This window comes from Micromonospora sp. WMMD710, assembly GCF_029626045.1.
Taxonomy (GTDB): Bacteria; Actinomycetota; Actinomycetes; order Mycobacteriales; family Micromonosporaceae; genus Micromonospora.
This window is the reverse complement of sequence record NZ_JARUBD010000001.1, coordinates 3,393,873-3,419,168: the sequence shown is the minus strand read 5'-3', so window position 1 is coordinate 3,419,168 and position 25,296 is coordinate 3,393,873. Positions and strand designations below refer to the sequence as shown.

Annotated in this window: 23 protein-coding genes; 16 read left to right on the top strand and 7 right to left on the bottom strand. The window is 72.6% G+C overall.

What is annotated here, in order from left to right:
• Window positions 1–41: 41 nt before the first annotated feature.
• Genes hemE through hemQ form a run of 3 tightly spaced genes read left to right on the top strand, consistent with a single transcriptional unit; the run spans window position 42 to window position 3,253 of the window.
• Entirely contained in the window at window positions 42–1,139 is a 1,098-nt protein-coding gene (hemE, locus tag O7620_RS15695) for a uroporphyrinogen decarboxylase (protein ID WP_278123607.1), read from the top strand.
• Window positions 1,140–1,145: 6 nt separating this feature from the next.
• Window positions 1,146–2,555 (top strand): protoporphyrinogen oxidase, encoded by a 1,410-nt coding sequence (gene hemG, locus O7620_RS15690; RefSeq protein ID WP_278123606.1) that lies wholly within the window; start codon window positions 1,146–1,148, stop codon window positions 2,553–2,555.
• A complete protein-coding gene (gene hemQ / locus O7620_RS15685) occupies window positions 2,552–3,253 on the top strand; it encodes a hydrogen peroxide-dependent heme synthase (RefSeq protein WP_151493180.1) in 702 nt (233 codons plus the stop codon). Before hemG ends, hemQ begins: the two co-directional genes overlap by 4 nt.
• Window positions 3,254–3,303: 50 nt before the next feature.
• On the opposite strand, the gene O7620_RS15680 is transcribed toward hemQ, so the two are convergent.
• The 4 genes from O7620_RS15680 to O7620_RS15665 form a co-directional block, all read right to left on the bottom strand.
• Window positions 3,304–4,461 (bottom strand): lytic polysaccharide monooxygenase, encoded by a 1,158-nt coding sequence (locus O7620_RS15680; RefSeq protein ID WP_278123605.1) that lies wholly within the window; start codon window positions 4,459–4,461, stop codon window positions 3,304–3,306.
• A gap of 118 nt (window positions 4,462–4,579) precedes the next feature.
• Window positions 4,580–5,050: a GNAT family N-acetyltransferase gene (locus O7620_RS15675; protein ID WP_278123604.1), complete on the bottom strand. Its 471-nt coding sequence runs from the start codon at window positions 5,048–5,050 to the stop codon at window positions 4,580–4,582.
• A gap of 24 nt (window positions 5,051–5,074) precedes the next feature.
• Window positions 5,075–6,046, bottom strand: a complete 972-nt coding sequence (locus tag O7620_RS15670) for a DMT family transporter (RefSeq protein WP_278123603.1) — start codon at window positions 6,044–6,046, stop codon at window positions 5,075–5,077.
• Window positions 6,047–6,226: 180 nt separating this feature from the next.
• Complete coding sequence (locus O7620_RS15665) at window positions 6,227–6,487, bottom strand: Prokaryotic metallothionein (protein WP_151492304.1); 261 nt, start codon at window positions 6,485–6,487, stop codon at window positions 6,227–6,229.
• A gap of 154 nt (window positions 6,488–6,641) precedes the next feature.
• Between O7620_RS15665 and O7620_RS15660 the strand changes: the two genes are divergently transcribed.
• From O7620_RS15660 to O7620_RS15650, 3 genes are all read left to right on the top strand, one after another.
• Complete coding sequence (locus O7620_RS15660) at window positions 6,642–6,917, top strand: isoamylase early set domain-containing protein (protein WP_151492303.1); 276 nt, start codon at window positions 6,642–6,644, stop codon at window positions 6,915–6,917.
• A 106-nt stretch (window positions 6,918–7,023) separates the two neighbouring features.
• Complete coding sequence (locus tag O7620_RS15655) at window positions 7,024–7,767, top strand: lytic polysaccharide monooxygenase (RefSeq protein WP_278123602.1); 744 nt, start codon at window positions 7,024–7,026, stop codon at window positions 7,765–7,767.
• A gap of 62 nt (window positions 7,768–7,829) precedes the next feature.
• Window positions 7,830–8,423, top strand: coding sequence for a DUF305 domain-containing protein (locus tag O7620_RS15650; RefSeq protein WP_278123601.1), 594 nt, complete (start codon window positions 7,830–7,832; stop codon window positions 8,421–8,423).
• A 95-nt stretch (window positions 8,424–8,518) separates the two neighbouring features.
• Here O7620_RS15650 and msrB read toward each other — a convergent pair whose 3' ends face one another.
• The gene (gene msrB, locus O7620_RS15645) at window positions 8,519–8,923 is read right to left on the bottom strand and encodes a peptide-methionine (R)-S-oxide reductase MsrB (protein ID WP_088990835.1); all 405 of its coding nucleotides are present in this window, start codon (window positions 8,921–8,923) and stop codon (window positions 8,519–8,521) included.
• A gap of 47 nt (window positions 8,924–8,970) precedes the next feature.
• Between msrB and ligD the strand changes: the two genes are divergently transcribed.
• The 10 genes from ligD (at window position 8,971) to O7620_RS15595 (ending at window position 22,770) form a co-directional block, all read left to right on the top strand.
• Window positions 8,971–9,993 carry a non-homologous end-joining DNA ligase gene (gene ligD, locus O7620_RS15640; protein ID WP_278123600.1) on the top strand — a complete coding sequence of 341 codons (1,023 nt, stop codon included), beginning with the start codon at window positions 8,971–8,973 and terminating at the stop codon, window positions 9,991–9,993.
• Between the two features lie 240 nt (window positions 9,994–10,233).
• Window positions 10,234–11,379: a hypothetical protein gene (locus O7620_RS15635; RefSeq protein ID WP_278123599.1), complete on the top strand. Its 1,146-nt coding sequence runs from the start codon at window positions 10,234–10,236 to the stop codon at window positions 11,377–11,379.
• Between the two features lie 116 nt (window positions 11,380–11,495).
• Entirely contained in the window at window positions 11,496–11,954 is a 459-nt protein-coding gene (locus O7620_RS15630; protein ID WP_278123598.1) for a DUF2975 domain-containing protein, read from the top strand.
• A complete protein-coding gene (locus O7620_RS15625; RefSeq protein WP_151490317.1) occupies window positions 11,954–12,169 on the top strand; it encodes a helix-turn-helix transcriptional regulator in 216 nt (71 codons plus the stop codon). Before O7620_RS15630 ends, O7620_RS15625 begins: the two co-directional genes overlap by 1 nt.
• On the top strand, window positions 12,166–12,321 hold the full coding sequence (locus tag O7620_RS15620) for a hypothetical protein (RefSeq protein WP_192580289.1): 156 nt from the start codon (window positions 12,166–12,168) through the stop codon (window positions 12,319–12,321). The genes O7620_RS15625 and O7620_RS15620 overlap by 4 nt, the downstream gene beginning before the upstream one ends.
• 108 nt (window positions 12,322–12,429) lie before the next feature.
• Window positions 12,430–15,615, top strand: coding sequence for an FtsX-like permease family protein (locus O7620_RS15615; RefSeq protein WP_278123597.1), 3,186 nt, complete (start codon window positions 12,430–12,432; stop codon window positions 15,613–15,615).
• Window positions 15,612–18,332: an FtsX-like permease family protein gene (locus O7620_RS15610; protein WP_278123596.1), complete on the top strand. Its 2,721-nt coding sequence runs from the start codon at window positions 15,612–15,614 to the stop codon at window positions 18,330–18,332. Before O7620_RS15615 ends, O7620_RS15610 begins: the two co-directional genes overlap by 4 nt.
• Before the next feature lies 1 nt (window position 18,333).
• On the top strand, window positions 18,334–21,036 hold the full coding sequence (locus O7620_RS15605; protein ID WP_278123595.1) for an FtsX-like permease family protein: 2,703 nt from the start codon (window positions 18,334–18,336) through the stop codon (window positions 21,034–21,036).
• Between the two features lies 1 nt (window position 21,037).
• The gene (locus tag O7620_RS15600; RefSeq protein WP_278123594.1) at window positions 21,038–22,033 is read left to right on the top strand and encodes an ABC transporter ATP-binding protein; all 996 of its coding nucleotides are present in this window, start codon (window positions 21,038–21,040) and stop codon (window positions 22,031–22,033) included.
• An 11-nt stretch (window positions 22,034–22,044) separates the two neighbouring features.
• Entirely contained in the window at window positions 22,045–22,770 is a 726-nt protein-coding gene (locus tag O7620_RS15595) for an ABC transporter ATP-binding protein (RefSeq protein WP_278123593.1), read from the top strand.
• 484 nt (window positions 22,771–23,254) lie between these two features.
• Here O7620_RS15595 and O7620_RS15590 read toward each other — a convergent pair whose 3' ends face one another.
• Window positions 23,255–23,707, bottom strand: coding sequence for a GNAT family N-acetyltransferase (locus tag O7620_RS15590; protein WP_278123592.1), 453 nt, complete (start codon window positions 23,705–23,707; stop codon window positions 23,255–23,257).
• 22 nt (window positions 23,708–23,729) lie between these two features.
• Window positions 23,730–25,286: an alpha/beta hydrolase gene (locus tag O7620_RS15585; protein WP_278123591.1), complete on the bottom strand. Its 1,557-nt coding sequence runs from the start codon at window positions 25,284–25,286 to the stop codon at window positions 23,730–23,732.
• Window positions 25,287–25,296 lie beyond the last annotated feature (10 nt).

Below are 25,296 nucleotides of genomic sequence, written 5' to 3'. Positions count from 1 at the left end.
CCCACCCGGTCGGAGGTGGGGGGCGTGGCACGATTGCGGCGATGACCACGGAAGCCACGGGCACTGCCGCCCGAGACGGAGACCCACGCCCCGGCGGACCGGCCGACTCGCCCTTCATCCGGGCCTGCCGGCGCCGTCCCGGCCCGCACACCCCGGTCTGGTTCATGCGCCAGGCCGGCCGCTCACTGCCGGAGTACCGGGAGATCCGGGCGAGCGTGCCGATGCTGGAGTCCTGCCGTCGTCCGGAGTTGGTCACCGAGATCACCCTCCAGCCGGTACGCCGGCACGGCGTGGACGCGGCCATCCTGTTCAGCGACATCGTGGTGCCGGTCGCGGCGGCCGGCATCGACCTGGACATCGTGCCGGGCACCGGCCCGGTGGTCGCCGAGCCGATCCGCACCGACGCCGACGTCGAGCGGATCCGCCCGATCACCCGCGACGACGTCCCGTACGTGGACGAGGCCGTCCGGCAGTTGGTGGTCGAGCTGGGCGACACCCCGCTGATCGGGTTCGCGGGCGCGCCGTTCACCCTCGCGAGCTACCTGGTCGAAGGCGGGCCGTCGCGGACCCACGCGAAGACCAAGGCCCTGATGTACGGCGATCCCGAGCTGTGGCACGCGCTCTGCGCCCGGCTGGCCGAGGTGACGCTTGCCTTCCTGCGGGTGCAGATCGAGGCCGGCGTGTCCGCGGTGCAGTTGTTCGACTCGTGGGCCGGCGCGCTCTCCGAGGCGGACTACCGCCAGTACGTGCTGCCGCACTCGACGGCCGTGCTGGGCGGCCTGGCTGACGCCGGGGTGCCGCGCATCCACTTCGGGGTGGGCACCGCCGAGCTGCTCGGTGCGATGGGTGAGGCCGGCGCGGACGTCGTCGGCGTCGACTGGCGTACCCCACTGGACGTGGCGACCGGCCGGATCGGCCCGGACCGGGCGGTGCAGGGCAACCTGGACCCGACCGTGCTGCTCGCGCCGTGGCCGGTGGTGGAGGCCGAGGTACGCCGCATCCTGGAGCAGGGCCGGTCGTCCCCCGGGCACGTGTTCAACCTCGGCCACGGCGTGCTGCCGGAGACCGACCCGGACGTGTTGACCCGGGTGGTCGCGCTGGTGCACGAGGTTTCCAACCGCCGGGCCGACCAGGGCTGAGCAGCGATGCGGCAGCCCTGGCGGGTGGCGGTGGTCGGCGGCGGGATCGCCGGGCTGGCCGCCGCGGTCCGCCTGCGCGACCGCGCGCCGGGGGGCACCGAGATCACGGTGTACGAGCAGTCCGGCGCGCTGGGCGGCAAGCTGCGCACCGGTGAGGTGGCCGGTGAGCCGGTGGAGTTCGGCGCCGAGTCGTTCCTGATGCGCGACCCGACCGGTGCCGAGAGCGCGGCGGTGGTGTTGGCCCGCCGGCTCGGGTTGGCCGAGCGGATCGTGCACCCCACGGTGGGGCAGGCCGCGCTGGTCGTCGACGGGGGGCTGCGCCCCATCCCGGGCGGCACGCTGGTGGGCGTACCCGGGGATCTGGACCGGGTGGCCACTGTCGCCCGCCCGGCCGCGGACGCCGACACCGACGGTGGCCGGCCGCTGGTCGGGCCGGACGCGGACGTCTCGGTGGGCGCGCTGGTGCGGGCCCGCTTCGGCGACGAGGTGGTCGACCGGCTGGTCGACCCGATGCTGGGCGGTGTGTACGCGGGCCGCGCCGACGATCTGTCGCTGGTCACGACGATGCCGGCGCTGGCCCGTGCGGCCCGGGTGGAGCACACCCTCGTCGGCGCGGTCCGGGCGGCGCAGGCCGCCGCTCCGCGCGCTCCCGGCACCCCGGTCTTCGGCACCCTGGCCGGTGGGTTGAGCACGCTGGTCGAGGCGGCGGTGACGGCCAGCGGGGCGACGGTGCGATCCGATGCCGCCGTCCGCGAACTCACGCCGACCGGCACGGGGTGGCGGCTCACCGTCGGCCCGACCCGTGACCCGGAGTTCGTCGACGTGGATGCCGTGGTGCTGGCGGTGCCGGCCCGACCGGCGGCCCGGCTGCTCGCCGGCCCGGCGCCGGCGGTGGCGGCGGGCGTCGGTGAGCTGGACTACGCGAGCGTCGCGCTGGTCACCCTGGCGTTGCCGCAGCCGCGACTGCCCGAGCTGTCCGGCTTCCTGGTGCCGAGCACCGAGGGCCTGCTGATCAAGGCGGCGACGTTCTTCACCACCAAGTGGGGGCACCTGCGCCGGGCCGACGGGCTGGCGCTGGTGCGCGCCTCGGTGGGCCGCTACCGCGAGGAGGCGCAGCTCCAGCGCCCGGACGCGGACCTCGCGGCGACCGTGCACCGCGAGTTGTCGGCGGTGCTCTGCACCCCGCTGCCCGCTCCGGTCGACGGGCACGTGCAACGGTGGGGTGGTGCGCTGCCGCAGTACGCGCCGGGGCACGCCGACCGGGTCGCCGCCGCGCGGACGGCGTTGCGGGCGGCGCACCCCACCCTGGTCCTCGCCGGCGCCGGCTACGACGGCGTCGGCATCCCGGTCTGCGTCCGCTCCGGCGAGACGGCGGCCGACGAGATCATCACAGCACTGGGAGGATCGGCGAGATGACCGAGCAGACCAACGCGGCCCGCCTGCGGGAGTTGAACGACAGCATCCGTTACACGATGTGGTCGGTGTTCCGGGCCAGCGCTCCGCTGCCCTCGCTGCGGGACAACGTCACCGGCGAGGTGGTGGCCCTCTTCGACGAGTTGGCCGGCAAGGATGTGGTGGTCCGCGGCGTGTACGACGTCTCCGGGCTGCGCGCCGACGCGGACGTGATGATCTGGTGGCACTCCGCCTCCAGCGACGCGCTGCAGGACGCGTACCTGCGGTTCCGGCGTACGACGCTGGGCCGGGCCCTGACCCCGGTGTGGTCGCAGATGGCGCTGCACCGGCCGGCGGAGTTCAACAAGAGCCACATCCCGGCGTTCCTCGCTGGTGAGGAGGCTCGCCCCTACCTGTGCGTGTACCCGTTCGTCCGCTCCTACGAGTGGTACCTGCTGCCCGACGCCGAGCGGCGCGAAATGCTGGCCGAGCACGGGAAGATGGCCCGCGGCTACCCGGACGTGCGGGCGAACACGGTCGCCTCGTTCGCGTTGGGCGACTACGAGTGGATGCTCGCCTTCGAGGCCGACGAGCTGCACCGGATCGTCGACCTGATGCGGGACCTGCGCGCCTCGGGCGCCCGCCGGCACGTCCGCGAGGAGGTCCCGTTCTACACGGGCCGCCGCCGCTCGGTGGCCGAGATCGTCAACTGCCTGGTCTGAGCCCGCCGGCCGGCGCCGCACCCCCGCCCGGGTGCGGCGCCGGACGGGGATCAACTGGTCGTGGTGCAGGAGACCAGCGGAGCGGGGTTGCTGCCGTTCCACGAGCCGAGCAGACCGAAGGTGGTGCTGGCTCCGGCGGCGAGCGCGCCGTTGTAGTTGACGTTGCGCGCGGTGACCAGTGTGCCGTTGCTGGTGACGGTGGCGTTCCACGCCGAGCCGACCTGCTGGCCGTTGGCGTAGTTCCAGCTCACCGACCAGCCCCGGGTGGGCGAGCCGCCCGCGGTGACCTTCACCTCCGCCTGGAAGCCACCGGCCCACTGGCCGGTGATCTGGTACGTCGCCGTGCAGGCCCCGGCCGGCGGGGGAGTGGTGGGCGGCGGCGTGGTGGGCGGGGGAGTGGTGGGCGGCGGCGTGGTGGGCGGGGGAGTGGTGGGCGGCGGCGTGGTGGGCGGGGGAGTGGTGGGCGGCGGGGTCGTCGGCGGCGGCGTGGTGGGCGGCGGGGTGTTCGTCCCGCCGAACTCGACGTCACTGCACAGGTAGTACGACTGGTCCAGGTGGCTGGCTTGCCAGACGGTGTAGACGATGTGCCGTCCGGTGCGTCCGGGCGCGCTGACCGGGATCTGGATGGAGACGCCACCGGTGTCCGGGTTCCACTGCGAGGCCGGGGTGTTGCCGATCTGGCCGGCCAGCTCCAGGTCGTCCCAGCCGAGCGGCTCGGTGAGGGCGTTGAAGCCCTGCTTGGTCACGTACACCCGGATGTAGTCGGCGCCGTGACTGGCCTGGTCGAAGAAGCGGAGCCGGAAGTTGTTCGACACCGAGGTGGTCTTCCACGCGCCGATGGTGTCCAGCGCGTTGTAGCGGGGGCTCTGGGTGCGCCCGCCGCTGCACAGCTGGCCGTTGGGGACGGCGCCCTGGTGGTTGCCGGCCACTCCCTCGCGGAACAGGCCGTTCCAGTTCCACATGGCGGCCGGGTCGGCCTGCCAGGCCTGCCAGCACATCGGGTCCTCGGTGGCCATCCGCGGATTCTGGAAGTCGCTGCCCCAGCGTTGCCAGCAGCTGTAGTTGCGCGAGGCCGGGTCGACGACCGAGCCGTGCGCCGAGGCGGGCTGGACCAGCGCGACGGTCAGCGCGGTGGTCAGCAGGAGCGTGGCGGCCGCCGCGACGGCGAGCGGCCGGAGCACGCGTGGTGATCGGGCGAGAGTGGACATGGAGCCCCCGGGGGGATGAGGTCGGACGACGACGCCCGGACTGCCGGGAGATGCCCGCTCCCGTGCCTACTCGCTGGCTCCCGCGATGGCTCTACCCGGCACGATGCCAGGCAGATCGTCAGACGTCAATGGCTGACGTCGTCGGTGCGGGGCGACTCATCGGGGTGTGCGGGATGCCGTCCTCGACGTAGTCCGGGCCGCTGACGGCGAAGCCGTGCCGGCGGTAGAACGGGACCAGGTGCGACTGGGCCTCCAGCACGCAGGGCCGGTTGCCCACCACCTCCAGCGCGGCCGTCATGAGCCGGCCGGCGTGCCCGCCGCCGCGCGCGGTCGGGGCCACCACCACCCGACCGATCCGGGCGGCGCCGTCCGGGTCGGCGAGAATCCGCAGGTACGCCAGCGGCGCGCCGCCGTCGGTCAGCCAGAGGTGCCGGGTGCCCGGCTCGACGTCACGCCCGTCGAGTTCCGGGTACGGGCAGTTCTGCTCCACCACGAACACGTCGATGCGCAGCTTGAGCAGGTCGTGGAAGGTGCGGGCGTTCAGGTCGGCGAAGGAGGCCGTACGGATCTCGGTGGTCTGTTGGGGCACGCACCGATGGTAGGCCGGGCGGGTTCACCCGGCGTCGGTGCTCTGCCGGACCGGGTGGTCGGTCGCGCGAGCAGGTGCGAGGTAGGTGGCGGCCACGGCGGTGAGCAGCAGCGCGCCGCCGACGACGACCGGCAGGGGCAGCGGCTCGTGTAGCAGCGCCACCGCCAGCGCCGCGGCGGTGAGCGGTTCGAGCAGGGTCAGGACGGCGGCGACGCTGCCCGGCGTGGTGCGCAGGCCGGCGTAGAACAGCGCATACGCCACCGCGGTGGTGACCACGCCGAGGTGCAGCAGCAGCGCCACGGTGTCGGGGCGGACCGGGACGGCGACGCCGGCGGTCAGGGCCAACGGCGCCAGGGTCAGTGCGCCGACCACGGTGGAGATGGTGGTCAGTGTCATCGGCGCGGTGCGCTGCGACACCTGGCGGCTGATCAGGGTCGTCACCGCGTACCCCAGACCCGACCCGGCGGCCGCGAGCAGGCCGAGCAGCGGCGCGGGCGCCGTGGCGGTGGGGTCCGCCGTCGCCCCGGTGATCAGGGCGAGGCCGGCCACGGCGGTGACCAGGGTGCCGAGGCGCAGCGGACCGGGGACCCGGCGGGCGCGCAGCGACTCCCAGGTCGCGGCGAGCACCGGCGCCAGGCCCAGGCTGACGACGGTCGCCACGCTGACTCCGGCGAGCGCCACGGCGGCGAAGTAGAGCGCCTGGTAGAGGCCGAGCCCGACGCCGGTGAGCAGCAGCGGTACGGGTGCCGCGCGCAGGGCGGCCACGATGGTGCCGAGCCGGCCCGCGGTGCACGCCAGCAGGACGAGCGCGGCGATCGCCAGGCGGTGGAAGCCGATGCTCACCGGGCTGAGCCCGGTGCTCTCGCGCAGCAGTTGCACCGCGACGCCGGTGGTGCCCCACAGCACTCCGGTGACGGTGATCTGGATCAGGCCGGTGCGGGCCTGGCTGACGGTCGGGGCCGGGGCGGCCGGCGGCGCGGTTCGGGAGGTGGACACGGATGCGCTCCGAAGGGTGAGCCGTTGACGGGGACGACGTCGACGGAGCGCGTACGGCGAACTGGCCGGGCCGGGTCGGTCACCCGGTCGGCGGGAGGCGCGGCGCTCCGCTCAGGAGCGCGGCGGGGGCAGGACGCCCAGGTACGGCCGCATGGCCACGACCGTACCGTAGGGCTGCGCTCAGGCGGGACGCGCGCCGACGGCGTCGCGGATCTCGGCGCCCTCGGCGCCCTCGACCGAGCGGGCGCAGTGCCCGCAGCAGAAGAAGCGGCCGTTGACCTCGACGCCGTGCCCGACGATCTTGATCTGGCAGTGCTCGCAGATCGGTGCCATCCGGTGGATCGCACACTCGAACGAGTCGAAGGTGTGCACGTCGCCGCTGACGGTGTGCACCTCGAACGCCATCCAGTAGTCGTTGCCGCAGACCTCGCAGGTTGCCACGGTAAACCCCCCGTATCAGGACATGTAGGTACAGAATTCCGCAGTTTGGTCTTGCTCGTGGCGGAATGTCGCCGCACGGGCGTTCGGCGGCGTGTCGGCGTCGGCGTGTCGTCCGTTATGCCGGATGAACCGCCGCAACCCCCGGAGGATCACCGTGATCAAGCGCAACAGACTCTTCGGCAGTCAGACCCGGGTCACCTTCTGCCTGCCCGGGGACACCCCACCCGGTCCGGTGAGCGTGGTGGGTTGCTTCAACGAGTGGGAGCCCGGCCGGCACGAGCTGGTGGCCCGCCGCGACGGCACCCGGACGGTGACGGTGAAGCTCCCGCCGGGGGAGTACCGCTTCCGGTACCTCGCCAGCGGCGGCGTCTGGCTGGACGACGAGTCGGCCGACGAGGTCGACGATCGCGGCAGCCTGCTGCGACTCTGACGAAAAACTCGTCACCATCGATGTATTTATCGACCAGGCTCTTTGCTGTTAACAAAGTTTAAATTACGTTGAGGGCACCTCACCGCACCTGCAAAGGAGCTGCCCGATGCGTCGAACAATCACCGTCCCGCTGGTGGCGGCGGGCGCCGTCGCCGCCACTCTCACCGTCGCCGCCCCCGCGCAGGCGCACGGCTACGTCTCCGCCCCGCCGAGCCGGCAGGCGCTCTGCGCGCAGGGCCGGGTGCCCGACTGCGGGCAGATCAAGTACGAGCCGCAGAGCGTCGAAGGCCCCAAGGGTCTGCGCAGCTGCAACGCCGGCATCGCCCAGTTCGCCGTCCTCAACGACGACAGCCGCGGCTGGCCGGCCACCTCCGTCGGCTCCTCGCTGACCTTCACCTGGGTCAACACCGCCCGGCACGCCACCAGCAACTGGGAGTACTGGATCGGCAACACCCGCGTCGGCGTGGTCAACGGCAACGGCCAACAGCCGGGCGCGACCGTCTCGCACACGGTCAACCTGGGCGGCTTCTCCGGGCGGCAGAAGATCCTCGCGGTGTGGAACATCTCCGACACCGCGAACGCCTTCTACTCCTGCATCGACGTGCAGATCGGCGGCGGAGGCGGGCCGACCCCCACCCCCACCCCGACCACCTCGCCCACCCCACGACCCACCCCGACCGCCACGCCGACGACCCCGCCCGCGCCGGGTGGCAGTTGGACGACGGGCCGGGCGTACCAGGTCGGTGACCAGGTCACCTACGGCGGACTGACGTACCGCTGCCGGCAGGCGCACACCGCCATCCCCGGCTGGGAGCCGCCGAACGTACCGGCGCTCTGGCTTCAGGTCTGACCGCGCGGGTGCGGTCGACGGCCGCACCCGTGCCGCCACCTCGCGAGATCGGAGCACCCGGCATGCGGTGTACCCCTCTGGTGTCCCTGCTCGCCGCCCTGCTGCTCACCGGCGCCTGCGCCGGGCCACCCACCCCGGCCGGGCCGCGGCCCGCGCCAGCGCCCCCGGCCGGGTCGGCGGCGGCCGGGTCGGCGCTGGCCGGACCGGCCGCCGGTGAGGTGATGAGCGGCATCGACGTGGTGTTCCTGGGCACCATGGTCGGGCACAGCGAACGCACCCTGCAGATCGTCCGACTGGCCCGCGACCGGCTGCGCGACGACGCGCTCCGCACCCTCGCCGCCGCCATCGAGGCGACCGAGGCCGACGAGCTGACCGCCATGCGGGGCTGGCTGCCCACCGAAGGGCCGGGCACCAGCGTGACCGCCCACCACCACGACGGGCACGGCGACGACGCCGCGCTCGACCGGCTGCGGGCCGCACCGGACGCGGACGTCGACCGGGTGCTGCGCGAGGTGCTCGCCGACCACCAGCGGGCCGCCGCCGACCTGGCCCGCGCCCAGGTCGACGTCGGCCGCAGCGACCAGGTCCGCGACCTTGCCCGGCGCATCGAGCGGTCCCGGACCGCCGAGGTCGAGATGCTCAGGGGTACGCCCTGAGCGCGTCGACCGCTCTCGGGCCGCTGTCGGACCGCTCCCGGGCCGCTGTCGGACCGCTCCCGGGCCGCTGTCGGACCGCTCCCGGACCGCTCAGGTCAGCGGGGTTCCAGCCGGACCGAGATCGAGTTGACGCAGTGCCGGGTGTCCTTCGGAGTGAAGCCCTCGCCGTGGAACACGTGCCCGAGGTGGCTGTCGCAGCGGGCGCAGCGGATCTCCGTACGCGCCATGCCGAGGCTGCGGTCCTCGATTTCCTTGACCCGCCCCGGGATGGCGTCGTCGAAGCTCGGCCACCCGCAGTGCGAGTCGAACTTCGTGTCGCTGGAAAAGAGTTCCAACCCGCAGGCGCGGCAGTGGTAGACCCCTTGGGTCTTGGTGTCCACGTACTCGCCGGTCCACGGACGTTCGGTGCCGGCCTCCCGCAGGACGTGGAACTCCTCGGGGGTCAACCGGACCCGCCACTCGTCCTCGGTGCGGGGCAGCTCGTTGTCGTCAAGACTCACCCGTCAACGGTACGTCGAACGTCGGGGCTGTGGCATATGGTCGCGAGATGGCTGGGACCAAGGCGGCGGTCACCGAGGTCGAGGTGGCCGGGCACAGCGTGCGGCTGAGCAGTCCGGACCGGGTGATCTTCCCGCAGCGGGGCTTCACCAAGGCGGACGTCTTCCACTACTACCTCGCGGTCGGCGACGGGATCATGCGCGCCCTGCGGGACCGGCCCACCACGCTGCAACGTTTCCCCGAGGGCGTCGAGGGTGAGGCGTTCTTCCAGAAACGGGTGCCCACCCGGGGCGTGCCGCCCTGGATGACGACCGCCCAGATCACCTTCCCTAGTGGTCGCGGCGCGGCGGAACTCTGCCCGGTCGACCTCGCGCACGTGGCCTGGGCGGCGCAGATGGGCACCATCGTGTTCCACCCGTGGCCGGTGCGCGCCGCCGACGTGGACCGCCCCGACGAGCTGCGCATCGACCTCGACCCGCAGCCCGGCACCGACTTCGCCGACGCGGCGCGCGCCGCCGGTCAGGTCCGAGCGGTCCTCGACGAGCTGGGCGTGCCCGGCTGGCCGAAGACCTCCGGCGGTCGCGGCGTGCACGTGTACCTGCGCATCCAGCCCCGCTGGACGTTCACCGAGGTGCGCCGGGCCACCATCGCGCTCGCCCGGGAGGTGGAACGCCGCGACCCCGACCTGGTCACCACCGCCTGGTGGAAGGAGGAGCGCGGCAGCCGGGTCTTCGTCGACTACAACCAGATGGCCCGGGACCGGACAATCGCCTGCGCGTACTCGCTGCGCGCCAACGCCCGGGCCACCGTCTCCACCCCGGTCACCTGGGACGAACTGCCCGACGTCGACCCCGACGACTTCGACCTGCGCACCGTCCCGACCCGGCTCGCCGAGCGGGGTGATCCGCACGCCGGCATCGACGACGCCCCGTGGGACATCACCCCTCTGCTGGAGTGGGCCGACCGCGACGCCGCCGCCGGCCAGGGCGACCTGCCGTACCCACCCGACCACCCGAAGATGCCGGGCGAGCCCAAGCGCGTGCAGCCCAGCCGCGCCAAGCGCACCCCCTAGCTCCGTTCTCCCGAGGGCGGCCGGGCCGTCCACGCCACGAACCTGTCGAACGGCTTCCGAGGGTCGGGTACCCCGTCCGGGTTCAGCTTCAGCAGGTCTGCCGTCGCCTCGAACAACTGGCTCGCCAGGTCGACCGACAACCCCACCCGATCCCGCCGGTACTGCCTGGTCAGTAGCAGTCGGGCCGGCGGGCACGGCCAGGCGGCCGCACAGACGAGACACCGCCACCGCGCGGGTGCCGTGTCTGCGGGCTGGCGGGTCACCGACGGCCTCGACGACCTGGCGTTGCAGCCCTACGGTCAACGACTCCTCGACGAACTGCTCGGCAGCATGCCACGGCCGACCCAGGAGATCAGCGGTGGCGTGGAGATCCTGCGGACCGCCGGGCAGGAGGTCGAACCCGCACTGTTGCCCACCACGGAGTCCGGTGCGTGGCAGGTGGTGTCGGCCCGGGTCAGCGTCTGGAACGTTGACTGTGGTCTGGTGTGCGTCACGTACCAACTGCCGGACGGCATCGTCAGTGGCGCCGGCGACGTGGTTGCCGAGGTCGCTCCGCCGGTGCAGCGGATGGTGCCCGCGGTGACGCGGCTCCTGCGTGCTGTCCTGCCGGCACCGGACGGCGCGGACGAGGTGTTCGTCCTCTGGGCCAACACCACTTTTACCGTACGGGTGGACCCGGACTGCGATCCGGCGCGCCGACGTGCCATCGCCGAGCGGTTCACCCCGGACGGTGTGGACTGCACGCCCGACGGCATTCGGGACGGTGTGTTGCGGGTCGGCTCGCACACCACGGCGGTGGTCAGTGACTTCGGGTCGCGCCCGGCCCTGCTGTTGGCGCGGCTGACCGGTGTGCACCACGTCTGCTGGGCTGCGGCCCTGCGCTACGACGCCGTGCTCTCGGCGGAACTGTCCCAGATCGACCCCGGGCGTGGCGGCCTGTCGATAACTGCTCTCGAAGACCAGGCCAAGCGCATTCTCGGTGGCTACCACCGCATCCGTCTGTTCCGGCTCGGCTATTCGTCGGTGGAGGCGCACCTCGACGCGGCCGGCGGTACCGTCTGGAACGCGCTGGAACAGCAGTGGAAGTTCCGGCTCGTGCTCACCACGTTGGACGAACGGCTCGACTTCGTCCGAACGCTGCACCAGCAACTGGTCGGTCGCCTCCAGGACCGGCGGTCCCGCCTGCTCAACGAACTGGTGCTGGCCTTCACCTTCCTGAACATCTTCGCCATTGTGCTCGCCGCGCTGACCTTCGTGGCGCTGCCGAGCCTCGACGTCGGGCTTCTGGCCTCGGCGATCGGGATGGTGATGCTGCTGGCGAACCTGAGCGCGTACCTCGCGTTCCGTCGCCAGATGAACAGCCCGGGTCGGGCCACGGGCGGGTGACGGCCGGCCTGAATTGGGCGGCGTAGGGCGCGCGATCATCGATAGCCTCGCCGCCACCGATTGACTTTCGATAGGTAACGAGCGAAAATCAATGTATGTTTGTTGAACGTCGAGCGGTGTCCGCTCTCCGAGTATTTCTCGTGGTGCTGTTCGGGATCCTTGTCCTCTTCCAGACCCTCTCGCTGCCGGGGCAGTTCGCGCACATGGCGCAGGAGTCGCCACAGGACGCGTACCTCCGGTGGCCGGCGACGATCGTGACGGTCTTCTGGGTGCTCTGCGTCCAGGTGGTGATCGTCGCGACGTGGCAGCTGCTCAGCCTGGTCAAAAACGACCGCATCTTCACCGAGGCGTCGCTGAAGTGGGTGGACGCCATCGTCTGGGCCATCGCCGCCGCGTGGGTGGTGCTGGTGGGCGTCTTCCTCTACGTGGGGTTCAACGCGGATGATCCCGGGCTGCCGCTCCTGCTGTTCCTGCTGACGGTGGGCGTCACCGTGCTGGGGCTCCTCATGGTGGTCATGCGCGCCCTGCTGCGGCAGGCCACCACGCTGCGGACCGACATGGAAGCGGTGATCTGATGCCCATCGTCGTCCGGATCGATGTCGAGCTGGCCAAACGCAAGATGAGCGTCGGCGAGTTCGCGGAGCGCGTCGGGCTCACCCCGGCGAACGTGGCGGTGCTGAAGAACGGCCGTGCCAAGGCCGTCCGTTTCAGCACCCTCGAAGCGATGTGCCGGGTGCTCGAATGCCAGCCCGGGGACCTGCTCGAATGGATCGAGGAGGAGACCCCATGAGGCACGTCGTCGCCATCGCGGCCGTCGTCCTCGGCGTCGCCGCCGTCGTGTACGGAGGAGTCGACGACTCGCCGGGCCTCCAGCTCATCGGCGCACTGCTCGTCGTGAGCGCGATCGCCTTCGCCGTACGGGCCGCCCGACGCGGTACGTGACCCCCTCGACTGTCCTGGCAATAACGATCATGTAACGGGCGCGAACCTTTTCCCGTAGGTGACCTGTCTTGAAGGTCGTCGGCCCGCCAGGGCCAGGGGAGGCGTCGGATGAAGCTGGTGTGGAGGCGGGCCCGCGAGGCGCGGGGTCTGCTGGTTGCCGCGGTGCTCGCCGCCCTGGTCGCCGTAGCGTTGGTCACCGGTCTGTCGGACTACAACCGCCGTGCGGTGGACGCCGGGCAGCGCGCGTTGGTCGCGGCGTCACCGGTCGAGGAACGCGGCCTGTTGATCACCGGGTCCGGCGGTCGCGACGCCGCCGAGTTCGCCACGCGCGACGGCGCGGCGCGGGCACAGTTCGCCGACGGGCTCGCCGACGTCCCGGTCGCCGTCTACGCCGCGCGGTACGGCACCGGCCGGGAACTGACCGGCGATCTCGGCTCGGTGCCGCGCAAGGGCGGCGAGCCGATCTTCGCCAACCTGGCCACCCTCGACGACCTGACCGCACACGCCGAGCTGACCGGCGGCGCGTGGCCCCGCCCCGGCGCGACGCCGGCCCAGGTGAGCCTGCCGGAGCGGGTCGCCACGACACTCGGCCTGACCGTCGGCGACCGGATTCCGCTGCGGGACCGCTCCGCCGAGAAGGCCAGCGAGGTGGTGCTCGCCGGCACCTGGCGACCCCGCGACCCGGCCGAGGCGTACTGGCTGCTGGCCCCCGGGGTGGGGACGGGCAGCGCGGGATCGGCCACCTCCTACGGGCCGTTCGCGCTCGACCCGACCGACTTCGTGACCCTCTTCCCGGGCTCGGTGACGGCGTCCTGGCTGGCCGAACCGGACCTCGGCGGCGTCGACACCGCTGACCTGCCCGCCGTACGGGCCGCCGTGAGCGCGGCCGCGGTCGCGGTGCCCGAGGCCGCCGAACTGGGCAGCTCGGGGCAGGTCGCGACGAAGATCGACCGGCTGCTGGACCGGATCGCCCGGGCCGATTTGGTGGGTCGCTCCGCGCTGGCCACTCCGCTGCTGCTCATCCTTGTGCTTGGCGGCTACGCGCTGGTGCTGGTCGCCGCCCTCCTGCACGAGGACCGTCGCCCGCAGACCGCGCTGCTGCGCGCCCGCGGCGCAGCCCGCCGCCAACTGGCCGGCCTCGCCGCCCGGGAGGCGACCCTGGTGGTGGCTCCGGCCGCGCTGCTCGGACCGGTGATCGCCGGCGAGGCGCTGCGATTCGTCCGGCCCGGGGGCGCTGCGGAACTCTCCACCGCCGGCGGTGACACCACCCTGATCTGGGCGGCGGCCGCGGCGACGGCGGCGGGCTGCCTGGTGGCCATGGTCGCGCCGACGCTGCGGGGTTCCGGCACGTACGTCGCCGACATGGCCGCCCGATCCCGGCCGAACCGGTCGGCGAGCATCCAGCGCGCGAGCGTCGATCTGGTGCTCGTCGCCCTCGCCATGCTCGCCTGGGTGCAGCTGCGCCGGTACGCCTCACCGCTCGCCGGCTCGAACGGCCGGCTCGGCCTAGACCCCCTGCTGGTCGCCGCACCCACCCTCGGCGTGCTGGCCGGGGCCGTGCTGGCACTGCGGGTGCTCCCACCGCTCACCCGGTTCGCCGAACGGTTCGTCGACCGGCGGCCGTGGACGGCCACCATGCTGGGCATGTGGCAGGCCGGTCGGCGTCCCCACGCCGGACCCGTGCTGCTGCTCGCCCTCGCCGTCGGCGGCAGCACGCTCGCCTGGTCCCTGGTCAGCACCGGGCAACGGTCCCAGGTCGAGCAGGCCGGCCACACGGTCGGCGCCGACCTGCGGGTGACCGAGCGCGGCGGCGCCGCCCCGGTGAACCGGGCCGGTGAACTCGCCGCGCTGCCGGGCGTACGCCGGGCGCTGCCGGTGTGGCGCGACGAGGTGCGGGTCGGTCGCGGAGATCTGCCCGTCACCGTGATCGGCTTCGACTCGGCTGGTGCGGAGGGCGTTGTCCGGCTCGCCGACCGGCTGAGCGACGATCCGCCGGCGACGCAGTACCAGCGCATGACCGCAGCGCGGGGTGCTCCTACCGGCGTCGAACTGCCCGCCGGCACCCGGGCGATCACCGGTACGGCGCGCACCCCCGTGGACTGGGCCCCTCGCCTGCTGAACGTCGGCGTGACACTGCTGGTCACCAGCAGCGACGGGACGGCCTTCCGACTGCCGGCGGTCAACGCCACCAGCGACGGACGACCCGCGCCGTTCACCGTGCAGCTACCGGACGTGGGGGGCGCGCGACTGCGGCTCGCCGGCTTCGAGGCCGCCGGCGGAGCGGACGCCGGGACCTCGTACCGGCTTCAGGTGGACGGGCTGACGCTGGTCGGCGCGGACGGCGTCAAACAGCCCGCCGCGCTGACCGGGGCCTGGGGCGCCATGGCCGGCGGTAGCCCGCCCGCCCGGGCGCGGTCCAGCGCGCAGGGCGTCGTCGCCGACTACCCCGTGGACATGATTCCCGGTGGGCGGACCGCCTTCCATCCGCCCACCCGGTTCGCCATCGTGCCCGCCGGAGCGATCACGCCCGTTCCGGTCCTGATGACGCCCGGTGTGCCCGACGCGATGAGCCTGCACACCGGCGACACCTTCACCTTGGTCCTCGCCGGCGCGTCCGTGCCGGCCCGGCTGATCGGTGAGCTGGACTCCGTGCCGACGACTTCGGGCCAGGGTGTACTCCTCGACCTGCCCACGGCCGTCGATGCGCTGATTCGCAGTGGTGGAATCGTCCGGAACACACCCGAGTGGTGGGTCGGTGCCGACGACCCGGCGGCCGCCACCCGCGCCGTCGAGCAACTGGTCGGCGTCACCGTCCTCGACCGGCGGGCCGAGATCGAGGCCGCCGCCGTCGACCCGTACTGGCGGGGTTCCCGCACCGGGATGCTCGCCGCCGCGCTCGGCACGGTGCTGCTCGCCCTGGTCGGCCTCATGGTCGACGTGTGGGCCACCGCCCGGCGTCGGCTGAGTGAGTTCGCCGTGTTGACCACCCTCGGCGCGACCCCCCGGCTGCTGGCCCGGGCGCTGCTGGCCGAGCAGACCTTCCTGGCCGGCATCGGTGTTGGCGTCGGACTGCTGCTCGGCGCCGTGGTCGGGGCCACCATGGCCCCACTGGTCATCCTCACCCCGGCCGCCGACCGACCGATCCCACCGCCGGCATTCTCGCTGCCCTGGGCGCCCATCGGCCTGACCGCGGTCGGCCTGCTGCTGGCGGCGCTCGCCTTCAGCGCGTTCATCGCCACCGGCATCCGTCAGCGGGTGGCGGCGGTGCAACTCCGAATCGGTGGAGATCGGTGAGCGTCGGTGCCGCTATCCGGCGGGTCCGGGCGTACGGGGGGCAGTTTCTGCTGTTGGCGGCGCTGACTCTGGTGATGGTGTTGTTGATCAGTGGGGTGCCCCGGCTGGTCAACCGGCTCACCGACCAGGGCCTGCGGACACAGCTCAGCAGCGAACTGCCCGCCCGCCGGGACGTGAGCTACACGAGCAGGCTGATGAACCTGCCAGCGGGTACGATCGCGTCGTCGAGTCAGGCTCGGCTGCCCGTGCTGGAGTCCCAGTTGCCCGCGCAGGTGCGGGAGCTGGTCGACGAGCGGTGGTACAGCGCCGAAATCCAGCCCGGCCGGGTTACCGGCCCCGACCTGGCGGCTCGCTACCTGAAGGTCGATCTTGGTTTTCGCGCCGTGCCCGGCGTGCGGGATGCCGCCACCATCGTTGAGGGCGAATGGCCTAACGAGACGTACGTCCCCGGCCGACCGACCGAGGTGGCGCTCGACGCCGATGTGGCCCGCAAACTGAATCTGCGTCGGGGCAGCGCGCTGCGGCTGCAACGAAGCGACGACCCTGTGACGCGCCCTCTGCAGCCTGTTGACAAGGCGTCCGATCTGGTGGTGGTCGGCCTCTTTCGTGCCAACGACCGTACGGACGGGATGTGGGACGCTCTACCGCAGCTGCTTCAGGTCGTTGATCCGGAAGCCGACGGGTTCCCGTTCATCGCCCTCGGCGTGACCGGCCCGGCGGCTCTGGACAACCTGGTCCGCAAGGGTTGGCCGGTCCGGTTCGGTTGGCGGTACCGGTTGACCGCTGATCAGATCGATGTGCGTTATCTCGGTCATCTGGTTGAGGGCCTGGATGATGCGCAGCGTGCTGTTCCGTCGGGGTTGACGTTGACGGTGGGTGTGGACGGCGCGTTGCGGGCGTTCGCCGCTCAGGTCGATGCGGCGCGCACATTGCTGGCCGTGATCGCGTCGGGCGTGTTGGCGACGTTGGCCGGGTTGATCGTGTTGGCGGCGATGCTGGCGGTGCGGCGACGTCGCTCGGAGTTCGCGCTGATCCGGGCTCGTGGTGGGGCGTTCGCCGCCGGCGCGCGCCGCAGTCTGGCTGAGTCGTTGCTGGTGGTGCCGGTTGCTGCGGCGTTGGGTTGGTGGCTGGGCACGCTGGTTCCTGGCGCCCCGGATCCGGTTGCCTGGTATGGCGTTACGGTGACGGTGTTGGTGACGTTGGCGTTGCCGTTGGCGGCGTTGGGTGTGCCGGTGGGCGGTGCGGCCCGTCGGGATCTGGTGCGGGTGCGTCCGTCGGCGCGTCGGCTGACTGTCGAAGTGTCGTTGCTGCTGTTGGCCGTTCTCGGTGTGGTGTTGTTGCGTCGGCGGGGTCTCACCCTCGGCGAGGTCGATCCGCTCCTTGTGTCGGTGCCGGTGTTGTTCGCGGTCGCTGCGGCGGTGCTTGCGCTGCGCGTGTACCCCTGGCCGTTGTTGGTGGTGAGTCGGCTCGCGGCGCGGACGCGGGGCAGTGTTGCCTTTCTCGGTATGGCGCGGGCTGGTCGGTCGGCGGTCGCCGCGCCGTTGGTGGTGGTGGTGTTGGCGATCGGGACGGCGGCGTTCTGCGCGGTCGTCGCTGCTGGGGTCGGTGCGAGTCGGGACCGGGCTGCTGAACAGGTTGTCCCGGCGGACGCATTGATTCGGGGGGAACGTTTCGCCCCGGACACCGTTGACGCGTTGAAGGGCTTGCCCGGCGTTCGGGCTGCCACGCCGGTGCTGATCGAGCGGGACCAGCGGTTGGCGGTCGACGAGGTTGGCACTGACGCGGGGATCGGTCAGAGCACCGTGCTGCTGGTCGACGGCCCTGGTCTGGCCGAGGCGACCGGCGTGTCCGGCGTGGAGGTGCACGTGCCGGAGGCGTTGCGTTCGGCGCGGGCCGCACCGGGGGTGTTGCCCGCGATCGTGTCACCGGCCGTCGCCGCCGACCTGGCGCGGGCGGGCCTGGAGGATTCGGCGTTTCTCGCGGTACAGGGCCAGCGGTACGAGTTCCGGGTGGCCGGTACGCAGGATGGCTTCCCGCTGCTACCGACGGATACCGACCGGTTCGTCGTCTTGCCGTGGCAGGCGTTGCCGCCACGGACCACGAAGCCGGTGCCGACCGGCCTGCTGGTGGCCGGGAACCGGCTCGACGCGGAGGTGTTGCGCAGGGTCGGGGACGAAGGGCAGAGCCGGTTCCAACGCAGCGGTGCGGTGACGGGGCCGGGTCGGCCGCTCGGGGTGACCGTCGATACCCGGGTGGGTGTCCGGCACCAGTTCGCCGACGGCGGCGCGAACGGTGTCCTGGTGTTCGGTTTCGTGGGTGGTGCTGCGGGTGGGGTTGTGCTCGGTCTGTTGGCCATCGCGTTCAGTGTGTTGTCTGGTGCGCGGGCTCGGGGTCAGGTGCTGTCCCGGTTGCGCACTCTTGGGCTGTCTCGTCGGCAGTGGCGGGGGTTGCTGGTGGTTGAGCTGACCCCGCTGGTCGGGGTGTCGGTGCTGACCGGAGCACTGGTCGGCGCGGTGTTGCCGCTGGTGCTCAATCCGGTGCTCGGGCTGGCCGCGTTCACCGGTGGCGTGCCGGTCCGGGTGGAGTTCGAGCCTGGCTTGGTTGCCGCGGTGGTCGCGCTGGGGGCGGTTGCTCTTGGCTTCGCGGTCGCCGTCGAGGCGTTGAACAGCCGCCGGTTGCGCCTCGGTGAGGTGCTTCGGCTCGGAGAGGAGAGCTGAGATGAGCGTCGGCGCGGCCGTCCGGCGGGTCCGGGCGCACGGCGGGCAGTTCCTGCTCCTAGCGGTGTTGACCCTGGTGGTCACGCTGCTGGTCAGTGGGGTGCCCCGACTGGTCAACCGGTTTGCCGAGGAGGGTCTGCGGGCGCAGCTCAACAGCGAGCTGCCCCTCCGCCGGGACCTCAACTACTCCACCGGGGAGGTAGACACCGCTGCTGGGCCGGTCATGCCCGGTGCCCGGGAACAGTTCGACAGCCTGGTCGAGGAGATGCCACCGCGCGTCCGGTCCGCCGTCACCGAACGGTGGTACAGCGTGGAGACCGCACCCGGCCGGCTGGTCGGCCCCGACCTGAAGGCCAACAACCTGCTTGTCGACCTCGGTCTGCGCGCCATGCCCGGCATCCAGCAGGAGAGCACCCTCGTCGAGGGCGCCTGGCCGAACGAGACCTTCGTCGTCGGCCGACCCATCGAGCTGGCTCTCGACGCGGACGTGGCGCGCAGGCTGAACCTGCACGTCGGGAGCCAGCTGAGCATCGGTAAGCCCGCTGCCGGCGGCGTCCTCGTCGATCCGGCACCCATTGTGGTGGTCGGGCTGTTCCGACCCCTCGATCGTGCGAGCGGCGCCTGGGGCGGGCTGCCGCAGGTCCTTCAGCTCGCCGACCCGGATGACGGCGAGCCCTACACCGCCGTTGGCGTGGTCGCCCCGGTGATCCTCGACAAGCGGGCCGCCGAAGGTTGGCCGGTACGTATGCAGTGGCGCTACCGGCTCGGCGTGGACCGGATCGACGCGCGCCAGCTCGACCAGACGATCGAGAGCCTGCAGCAGTTGCAGCGCCACGTTCCGCCCGGTCTCACGCTGACCCAGGCCGTCGACATCCCACTGCGCGCGTTCGCCGCCCAGGTGAACTCCGCACGAACCCTGCTCGCGGTGGTCGGGGCGGGCGTCCTGGCCACCCTGGCCGGGCTGATCGTCCTCGCGGCGACCCTGTTCACCCGCCGACGTCGCTCGGAATTCGCGCTGATCCGGGCCCGTGGTGGCGCGGCCACCGCCAGCGCGCGCCGCAGCCTCGCCGAATCACTGCTGGTGGTGCCGGTCGCGGCGGTGCTGGGCTGGTGGCTGGGCACCCTGTTCCCCGGTACGCCCGACCCCACCGCGCCGTACGCCACTGCGGCGACCGTGCTGGTCATCCTCGCGCTGCCGCTGGCGACGCTGGCGGTACAGAGCGTCGGCGTGGCCCGTCACGACCTGATCCGGGTACGTCCGTCGACCCGCCGGCTGACCGTCGAGGTCTTCCTCCTGCTGCTGGCCGGGCTCGCCGCCGTGCTGCTGCGCCGGCGCGGGCTCACCCTCGGCGAGGTCGACCCGCTGCTCGTGTCGGTGCCGGTGCTGCTCGCGGTCGCCGCGGCGGTGCTCGCGCTGCGCGCGTACCCCTGGCCCTTGTTGCTGGTCAGTCGGCTCGCCGCGCGGACCCGCGGCAGCGTGACCTTCCTCGGCACCGCGCGGGCCGGTCGCTCGACGGTCGCCGCGCCGCTGGTCGTCGTGGTGCTGGCGATCGGCACGGCGGCCTTCTGCGCGATCGTCGCCGCCGGCGTTGACGCGAGCCGAGGTCGGGCCGCCGAACACGTCATCCCCGCTGATGCGCTGATCCGAGGCGAACGCTTCGCCCCGGACACGGTCGACGCGCTGACCGGTCTGCCCGGCGTCCAGGCCGCCACGCCGGTGCTGATCGAGCGCGACCAGCGGCTGGCCAGCGACGAGCTGGGCACCGACGCGCGGATCGGCCAGACCATGGTGTTGCTGGTCGACGGTCCCGGTCTGGCCCGGGTGACGACCGAGTCCGGGGTGGACGTGACGGTGCCGGACGCGCTGCGCAGGGCCCAGGCCGGACCGGGGACGCTGCCCGCGATCGTGTCGCCGGCCGTCGCCGCCGACCTGGCGCGGGCAGGGCTGCGGGAGTCGGCGTTCGTCGCGGTACAGGGCCAGCGGTACGAGTTCCGGGTGGCCGGCGCGCAGGACGGCTTCCCGCTGCTGCCGGCGGACACCGGCCGATTCGTCATCCTGCCCTGGCAGGCGCTGCCGCCGCGGACCACGACGCCGGTGCCGACCAGCCTGCTCGTCGCCGGCGACCGCCTCGACGCGCAGGTGCTGCAGCAGGCCGGTGACCAGGGTCAGCTGCGCTTCCAGCAGCAGGGCGCGGTCACCGGTCAGGCACGGCCACTCGGAGTCACCGTCGACACCCGAGCGGGCGTACGGCACCAGCTCGCCGACGGTGGCGCGAACGGCGTCCTCGTGTTCGGGTTCGTGGGCGGTGCGGCCGGCGGCACGGTCCTCGGTCTGCTGGCCATCGCGTTCACTGTGTTGGCTGGTGCGCGGGCTCGGGGTCAGGTGCTGTCCCGGTTGCGCACTCTTGGGTTGTCCCGTCGGCAGTGGCGGGGGTTGCTGGTGGTTGAGCTGACTCCGCTGGTCGGGGTGTCGGTGCTGACCGGGGCGTTGGTCGGCGCGGTGTTGCCGCTGGTGCTCAATCCGGTGCTCGGTCTGAGCGCGTTCACTGGCGGAGTGCCGGTCCGGGTGGAGTTCGAACCCGGCCTGGTTGTCGCGGTGGTCGCGCTCGGGGCGATCGCCCTCGGCTTCGCGATTGCCGTCGAGGCGTTGAACAACCGCCGGTTGCGCCTCGGTGAGGTGCTCCGGCTCGGAGAGGAGAGCTGAGATGACCGCAACCGCCCAGAGTGCCCTGGTGCCCGACCTGGCGTCCCTGCAGCAGCGGGCCGCGCAACGCGCCGCCGAGCGGGCCGGCGGGCAGGACCGCCTGCGGGGACACATCGTCTGTGACGGCTTGGTGCGCATCTTCAAGACCGAGGGGGTGGAGGTGGTCGCCCTCCAGGGGCTCGACCTGGTCATCGACCGGGGCGAGCTGGTGGCGATCGTCGGCGCGTCCGGTTCGGGCAAGTCGACCCTGCTCAACATCCTTTCCGGCCTGGACACGCCGACCGCCGGCATCGCCCGGGTGGCCGACTACGACCTGCTCTCGCTCTCCGCGAAGCGTCGGTTGAGCTACCGGCGGCAGCTGGTCGGGTTCGTCTGGCAGCAGACCGGCCGTAACCTGCTGCCGTACCTCACCGCGGTGGAGAACGTCGAACTGCCGATGCAGTTGGCCGGCACGCGCTCGGGGCGGGCCCGCCGGGAACGGGCGCGGGAACTGCTCGACCTGGTCGGCGTGGGCTACGGCGCGGACCGGCGGCCCGGTCAGCTCAGCGGCGGCGAGCAGCAGCGGGTCGCGGTGGCGGTGGCGGTGGCCAACGACCCGGAGGTGCTCTTCGCCGACGAGCCGACCGGTGAGCTGGACGAGGCCACCGGCGCGGAGGTCTTCGGGGCGCTGCGCACCATCAACGCCGAGCTGGGCGTGACCATCGTGGTCGTCACCCACGACCACGCCGTCGCCACCCAGGTCCGCCGGACCGTCGCGATCCGCGACGGTCGGACCGCCTCCGAGGTACGTCGGACCGCGCGCGTCGGCGTGGACGGCAACACCGAACTGGTCAGCGAGGAGTACGCGGTGCTGGACCGTAGCGGTCGGATGCAGCTACCGGCCGCGTTCGTCGACGCGCTGTCGCTGAAGGAGCGGGTCCGGCTCGATCTGGAGCCCGACCATGTGCAGGTACGGCCCGGTGAGCGGGTCTCGGACGAGCGGGAGGCACGGGCGTGAGCTTTCAGGACATGGCAGTCGCGGGAGCGGCGTCGACGGGCGGTGGGCCGGGCGTGCCTCCCGCCGAGGTGGTCCGGGTCAGCGGGGTGAGCCGTACCTTCGGCCGTGGTGAGCACGCCGTGCAGGCGGTGCGGGACGTCTCCTTCACCGCCACCCGCGGCGAGTTGGTCGCCGTCCGGGGCCGCTCCGGGGCCGGCAAGACCACTTTGCTGAACCTCATCGGCGGGCTGGACCGACCGGACAGCGGCCAGGTGGTGGTGGCCGGGCACGATGTGACCTCGGCCGGGGAGGCCGAGCTGCTGCGGCTGCGTCGGGGCACCGTCGGGTTCGTGTTCCAGACCTTCGGGCTGGTGCCGATCCTCTCCGCCGCCGAGAACGTGGGTGTGCCGCTACGGTTGGCGCAGGTGCCGGCCGCCGAGCGGGAGGAGCGCGTCGCGGTGCTGCTCGAGCTGGTGGGCCTCGGTGGGCACGCGGCCCAGCGCCCGTACGAGCTCTCCGGCGGTCAGCAGCAGCGGGTCGCCGTAGCCCGCGCGCTCGCCAACGAACCGGACCTGCTCATTGCCGACGAGCCCACCGGCCAGCTCGACTCGGAGACCGGTCGGTCCATCATGGATCTGCTGCGCGCGGTGGTGCACGCCCGAGGGATGACGGCCCTGGTCGCCACGCACGACCCGGCCCTGATCGACCTCGCCGACCGGGTCCTCGTCCTGCGCGACGGCAGCCTGGTCGACGGCTGAGCGGTGCCCGCCGTCTGCCTCGCTGGGAGTCGGCTGCGGGCCGCGGGCCGGTGGGGCTGCGGGCCGGTGGGCCGGTGGGGCTGCGGGCCGGTGGGCCGGTGGGCCGGTGGTCCGGTGGGCCGGTGGGGCGGTGGGGCGGTGGGCCGGTGGGCGGTGGGCGGTGGACCGGTGGGCGGTGGACTCGGTCAGAGAGGACGACTAGGTCCGTTCGCCTCCTGTCGAGCTGCCCCAGATATGGGCCGCGCAGTTGGCGTGAGCGGGTGTCTGTGTCAGCGGTTGGCGTGGGCGGGTGTCCGTGTCGACGGTTGGCGCGGGCGGCTCGCGCGAGTCGTTGGCGTGGTTCGCCGCGCCCCAGATCTGGGGCAGCTCGACACGCGTCCAGTGGCGACCTGGGACCCGAGCAGCCGACCACCTGTCGAGGGCAGCCGCCCTGCCGGCGCTACCGCCTGCCGGCGTAGTCGGGCGGCCTGGCGTCTCGGGCGGGTCAGAGCGGGAGCTTCATGCCCTCGTGGCTCGCGACGAAGCCGAGGCTCAGGTAGAAGCGGTGCGCGTCGGTGCGGGACTTGTCCGTGGTGAGCTGGACCAGAGCGCAGCCCCGTTGCCGGGCCTGGTCGATGACCCAGGCCATCAGCTCCCGGCCGAGCCCCTGACCCCGCCGGTCGGAGCGGACCCGGACCGACTCGACCAGGGCGCGTTCGGCGCCGTGCCGGCCGAGCCCCGGGATATAGGTGACCTGTAGACATCCGACCAGGTCGCCGCCCTGCTCGGCGACGATCAGGAAGTTCCGCGGGTCGGCGCTGATGTCGGCGAACGCCCGTTCGTACGCCTCGTCGACCTGGGTGAAGTCACGAGCCTTGCCCAGGACGTCGTCGGCGAGCAGGGCGATGACGGCGGACAGGTCCGCGCGGACCGCCTCCCGGAAGATCATGTCGCTCATGCCGGTCAGCCTGACACAGCCCTCACCTGGCCGGGCAGCGCAGGCCTTCCCGTGGCACGGTGAGATCGAGCAGGTAGGCGTCGACGGCATCGGTGACGCAGGACGTCTGCGGGTAGGCGGTGTGCCCCTCGCCCTCCCAGGTGAGCACCCGGCCAACGCCGAGCATCGAGGCGAGGCGGCCGGTCTGCTCGTACGGCGTCGCCGGGTCGCCGGTGGTGCCGACCACCACGATCGGCGGCGCGCCGCCGGCCCGGCCGGTCGGGTACGGGTCCTGTCCACCCGGCCACTCGACGCAGCTCAACATGCCGACCGCGAGCGCCGGACCGAACAGCGGATACTTCGTGCGCCACTGGGACTGCAACTGGCGGATCTGCTCCCGGCTCGGCTTCTCCGTCTCGTCGGCGCAGTTGATGGCCAGGTTGGCGTCGAACAGGTTCGAGTAGTGCCCGTCGGACTCCCGGCCGGCGTACGAGTCGGCGAGCCGGAACACGTCCTTCGGATCACCCTCGGCCAGCCGGTCGATCGCCTGGGCCAACTCCTGCCAGCCGGACTCGGTGTAGAGCGACGAGATGACCGCGTAGAAGACCCAGCCGGCGGTGGCCTCCCGACCGTCGGCACCGCGTACCGGTGAGACCTTGGCCTTGTCGATGGCGGAGGTGACCGCGGCGCGTGCGTCCGGGGCGATCGGGCAGCGGCCGGCGTTCGCCGTGCACCAGCGGGCGAAGTTGTCGAAGGCCCGCTCGAAGCCCCGGGCCTGGCTCTCCGACCCGGCCACCAGCCGCTGCTGCGGGTCGACCGCGCCGTCGAGCACCAACGCCCGCACCCGCTGCGGGTAGAGCTGGGCGTAGATGGCGCCCAGCAGGGTCCCGTACGAGTAACCCAGGTAGGTCAACTTGTCGTCACCCACCGCCGCCCGCACGGCGTCCATGTCGCGGGCGGCCTGCTCGCTGCCGTACAGCGGCAACTGGTCGCCGTACCGGTCGCCGCAGCCACGCCCGATCCGCTGGCTCAGGCCGACGAAGCCGTCGAACGCCGCCTGGCTGGCCGGATCAGGGTCGTAGCCGAAGTTGGTGTCCAGGTCGGCGTCCGAGATGCACTTGACCGGGCTGGACCGGGACACCCCGCGCGGGTCGAAGCCGACGATGTCGAAACGCTCGGTGACCGAGCTGGGCAGCCCACCGAACTGGGTCCCAAAGGACAGGTAGACGGCGGTGTCGACGCCGGAGCCGCCGGGGCCGCCCGGGTTGACCACCAGCGAGCCGATCCGGTCGCGCTGCTTGGTGGACCGGGCCCGCAGCAGGGCGATCTCGAAGGTCTGCCCGGCACCCGGGCCGGCGGTCGCCCCGCCACCGGTGCCCCAGTCGCGGGGCACCGCGATCCGGGCACACTCGTACCGCATGTCCGGTGCGCCCCGCCCGACCAGATCCTCGGCGACCTCCGGGCAGGCCCGCCACGTCGGCGCGCTGCCGGTCGGCGCAGCCGCACCCTCCACGTCGGTGCGTGGCGCGAACGCCGGCAGGGTGCAGCCGGCGGTGAGCAGCGCCGCGACGGTGAGGGCGGCCAGACGGCGACGGATCACGTGGTCCTCC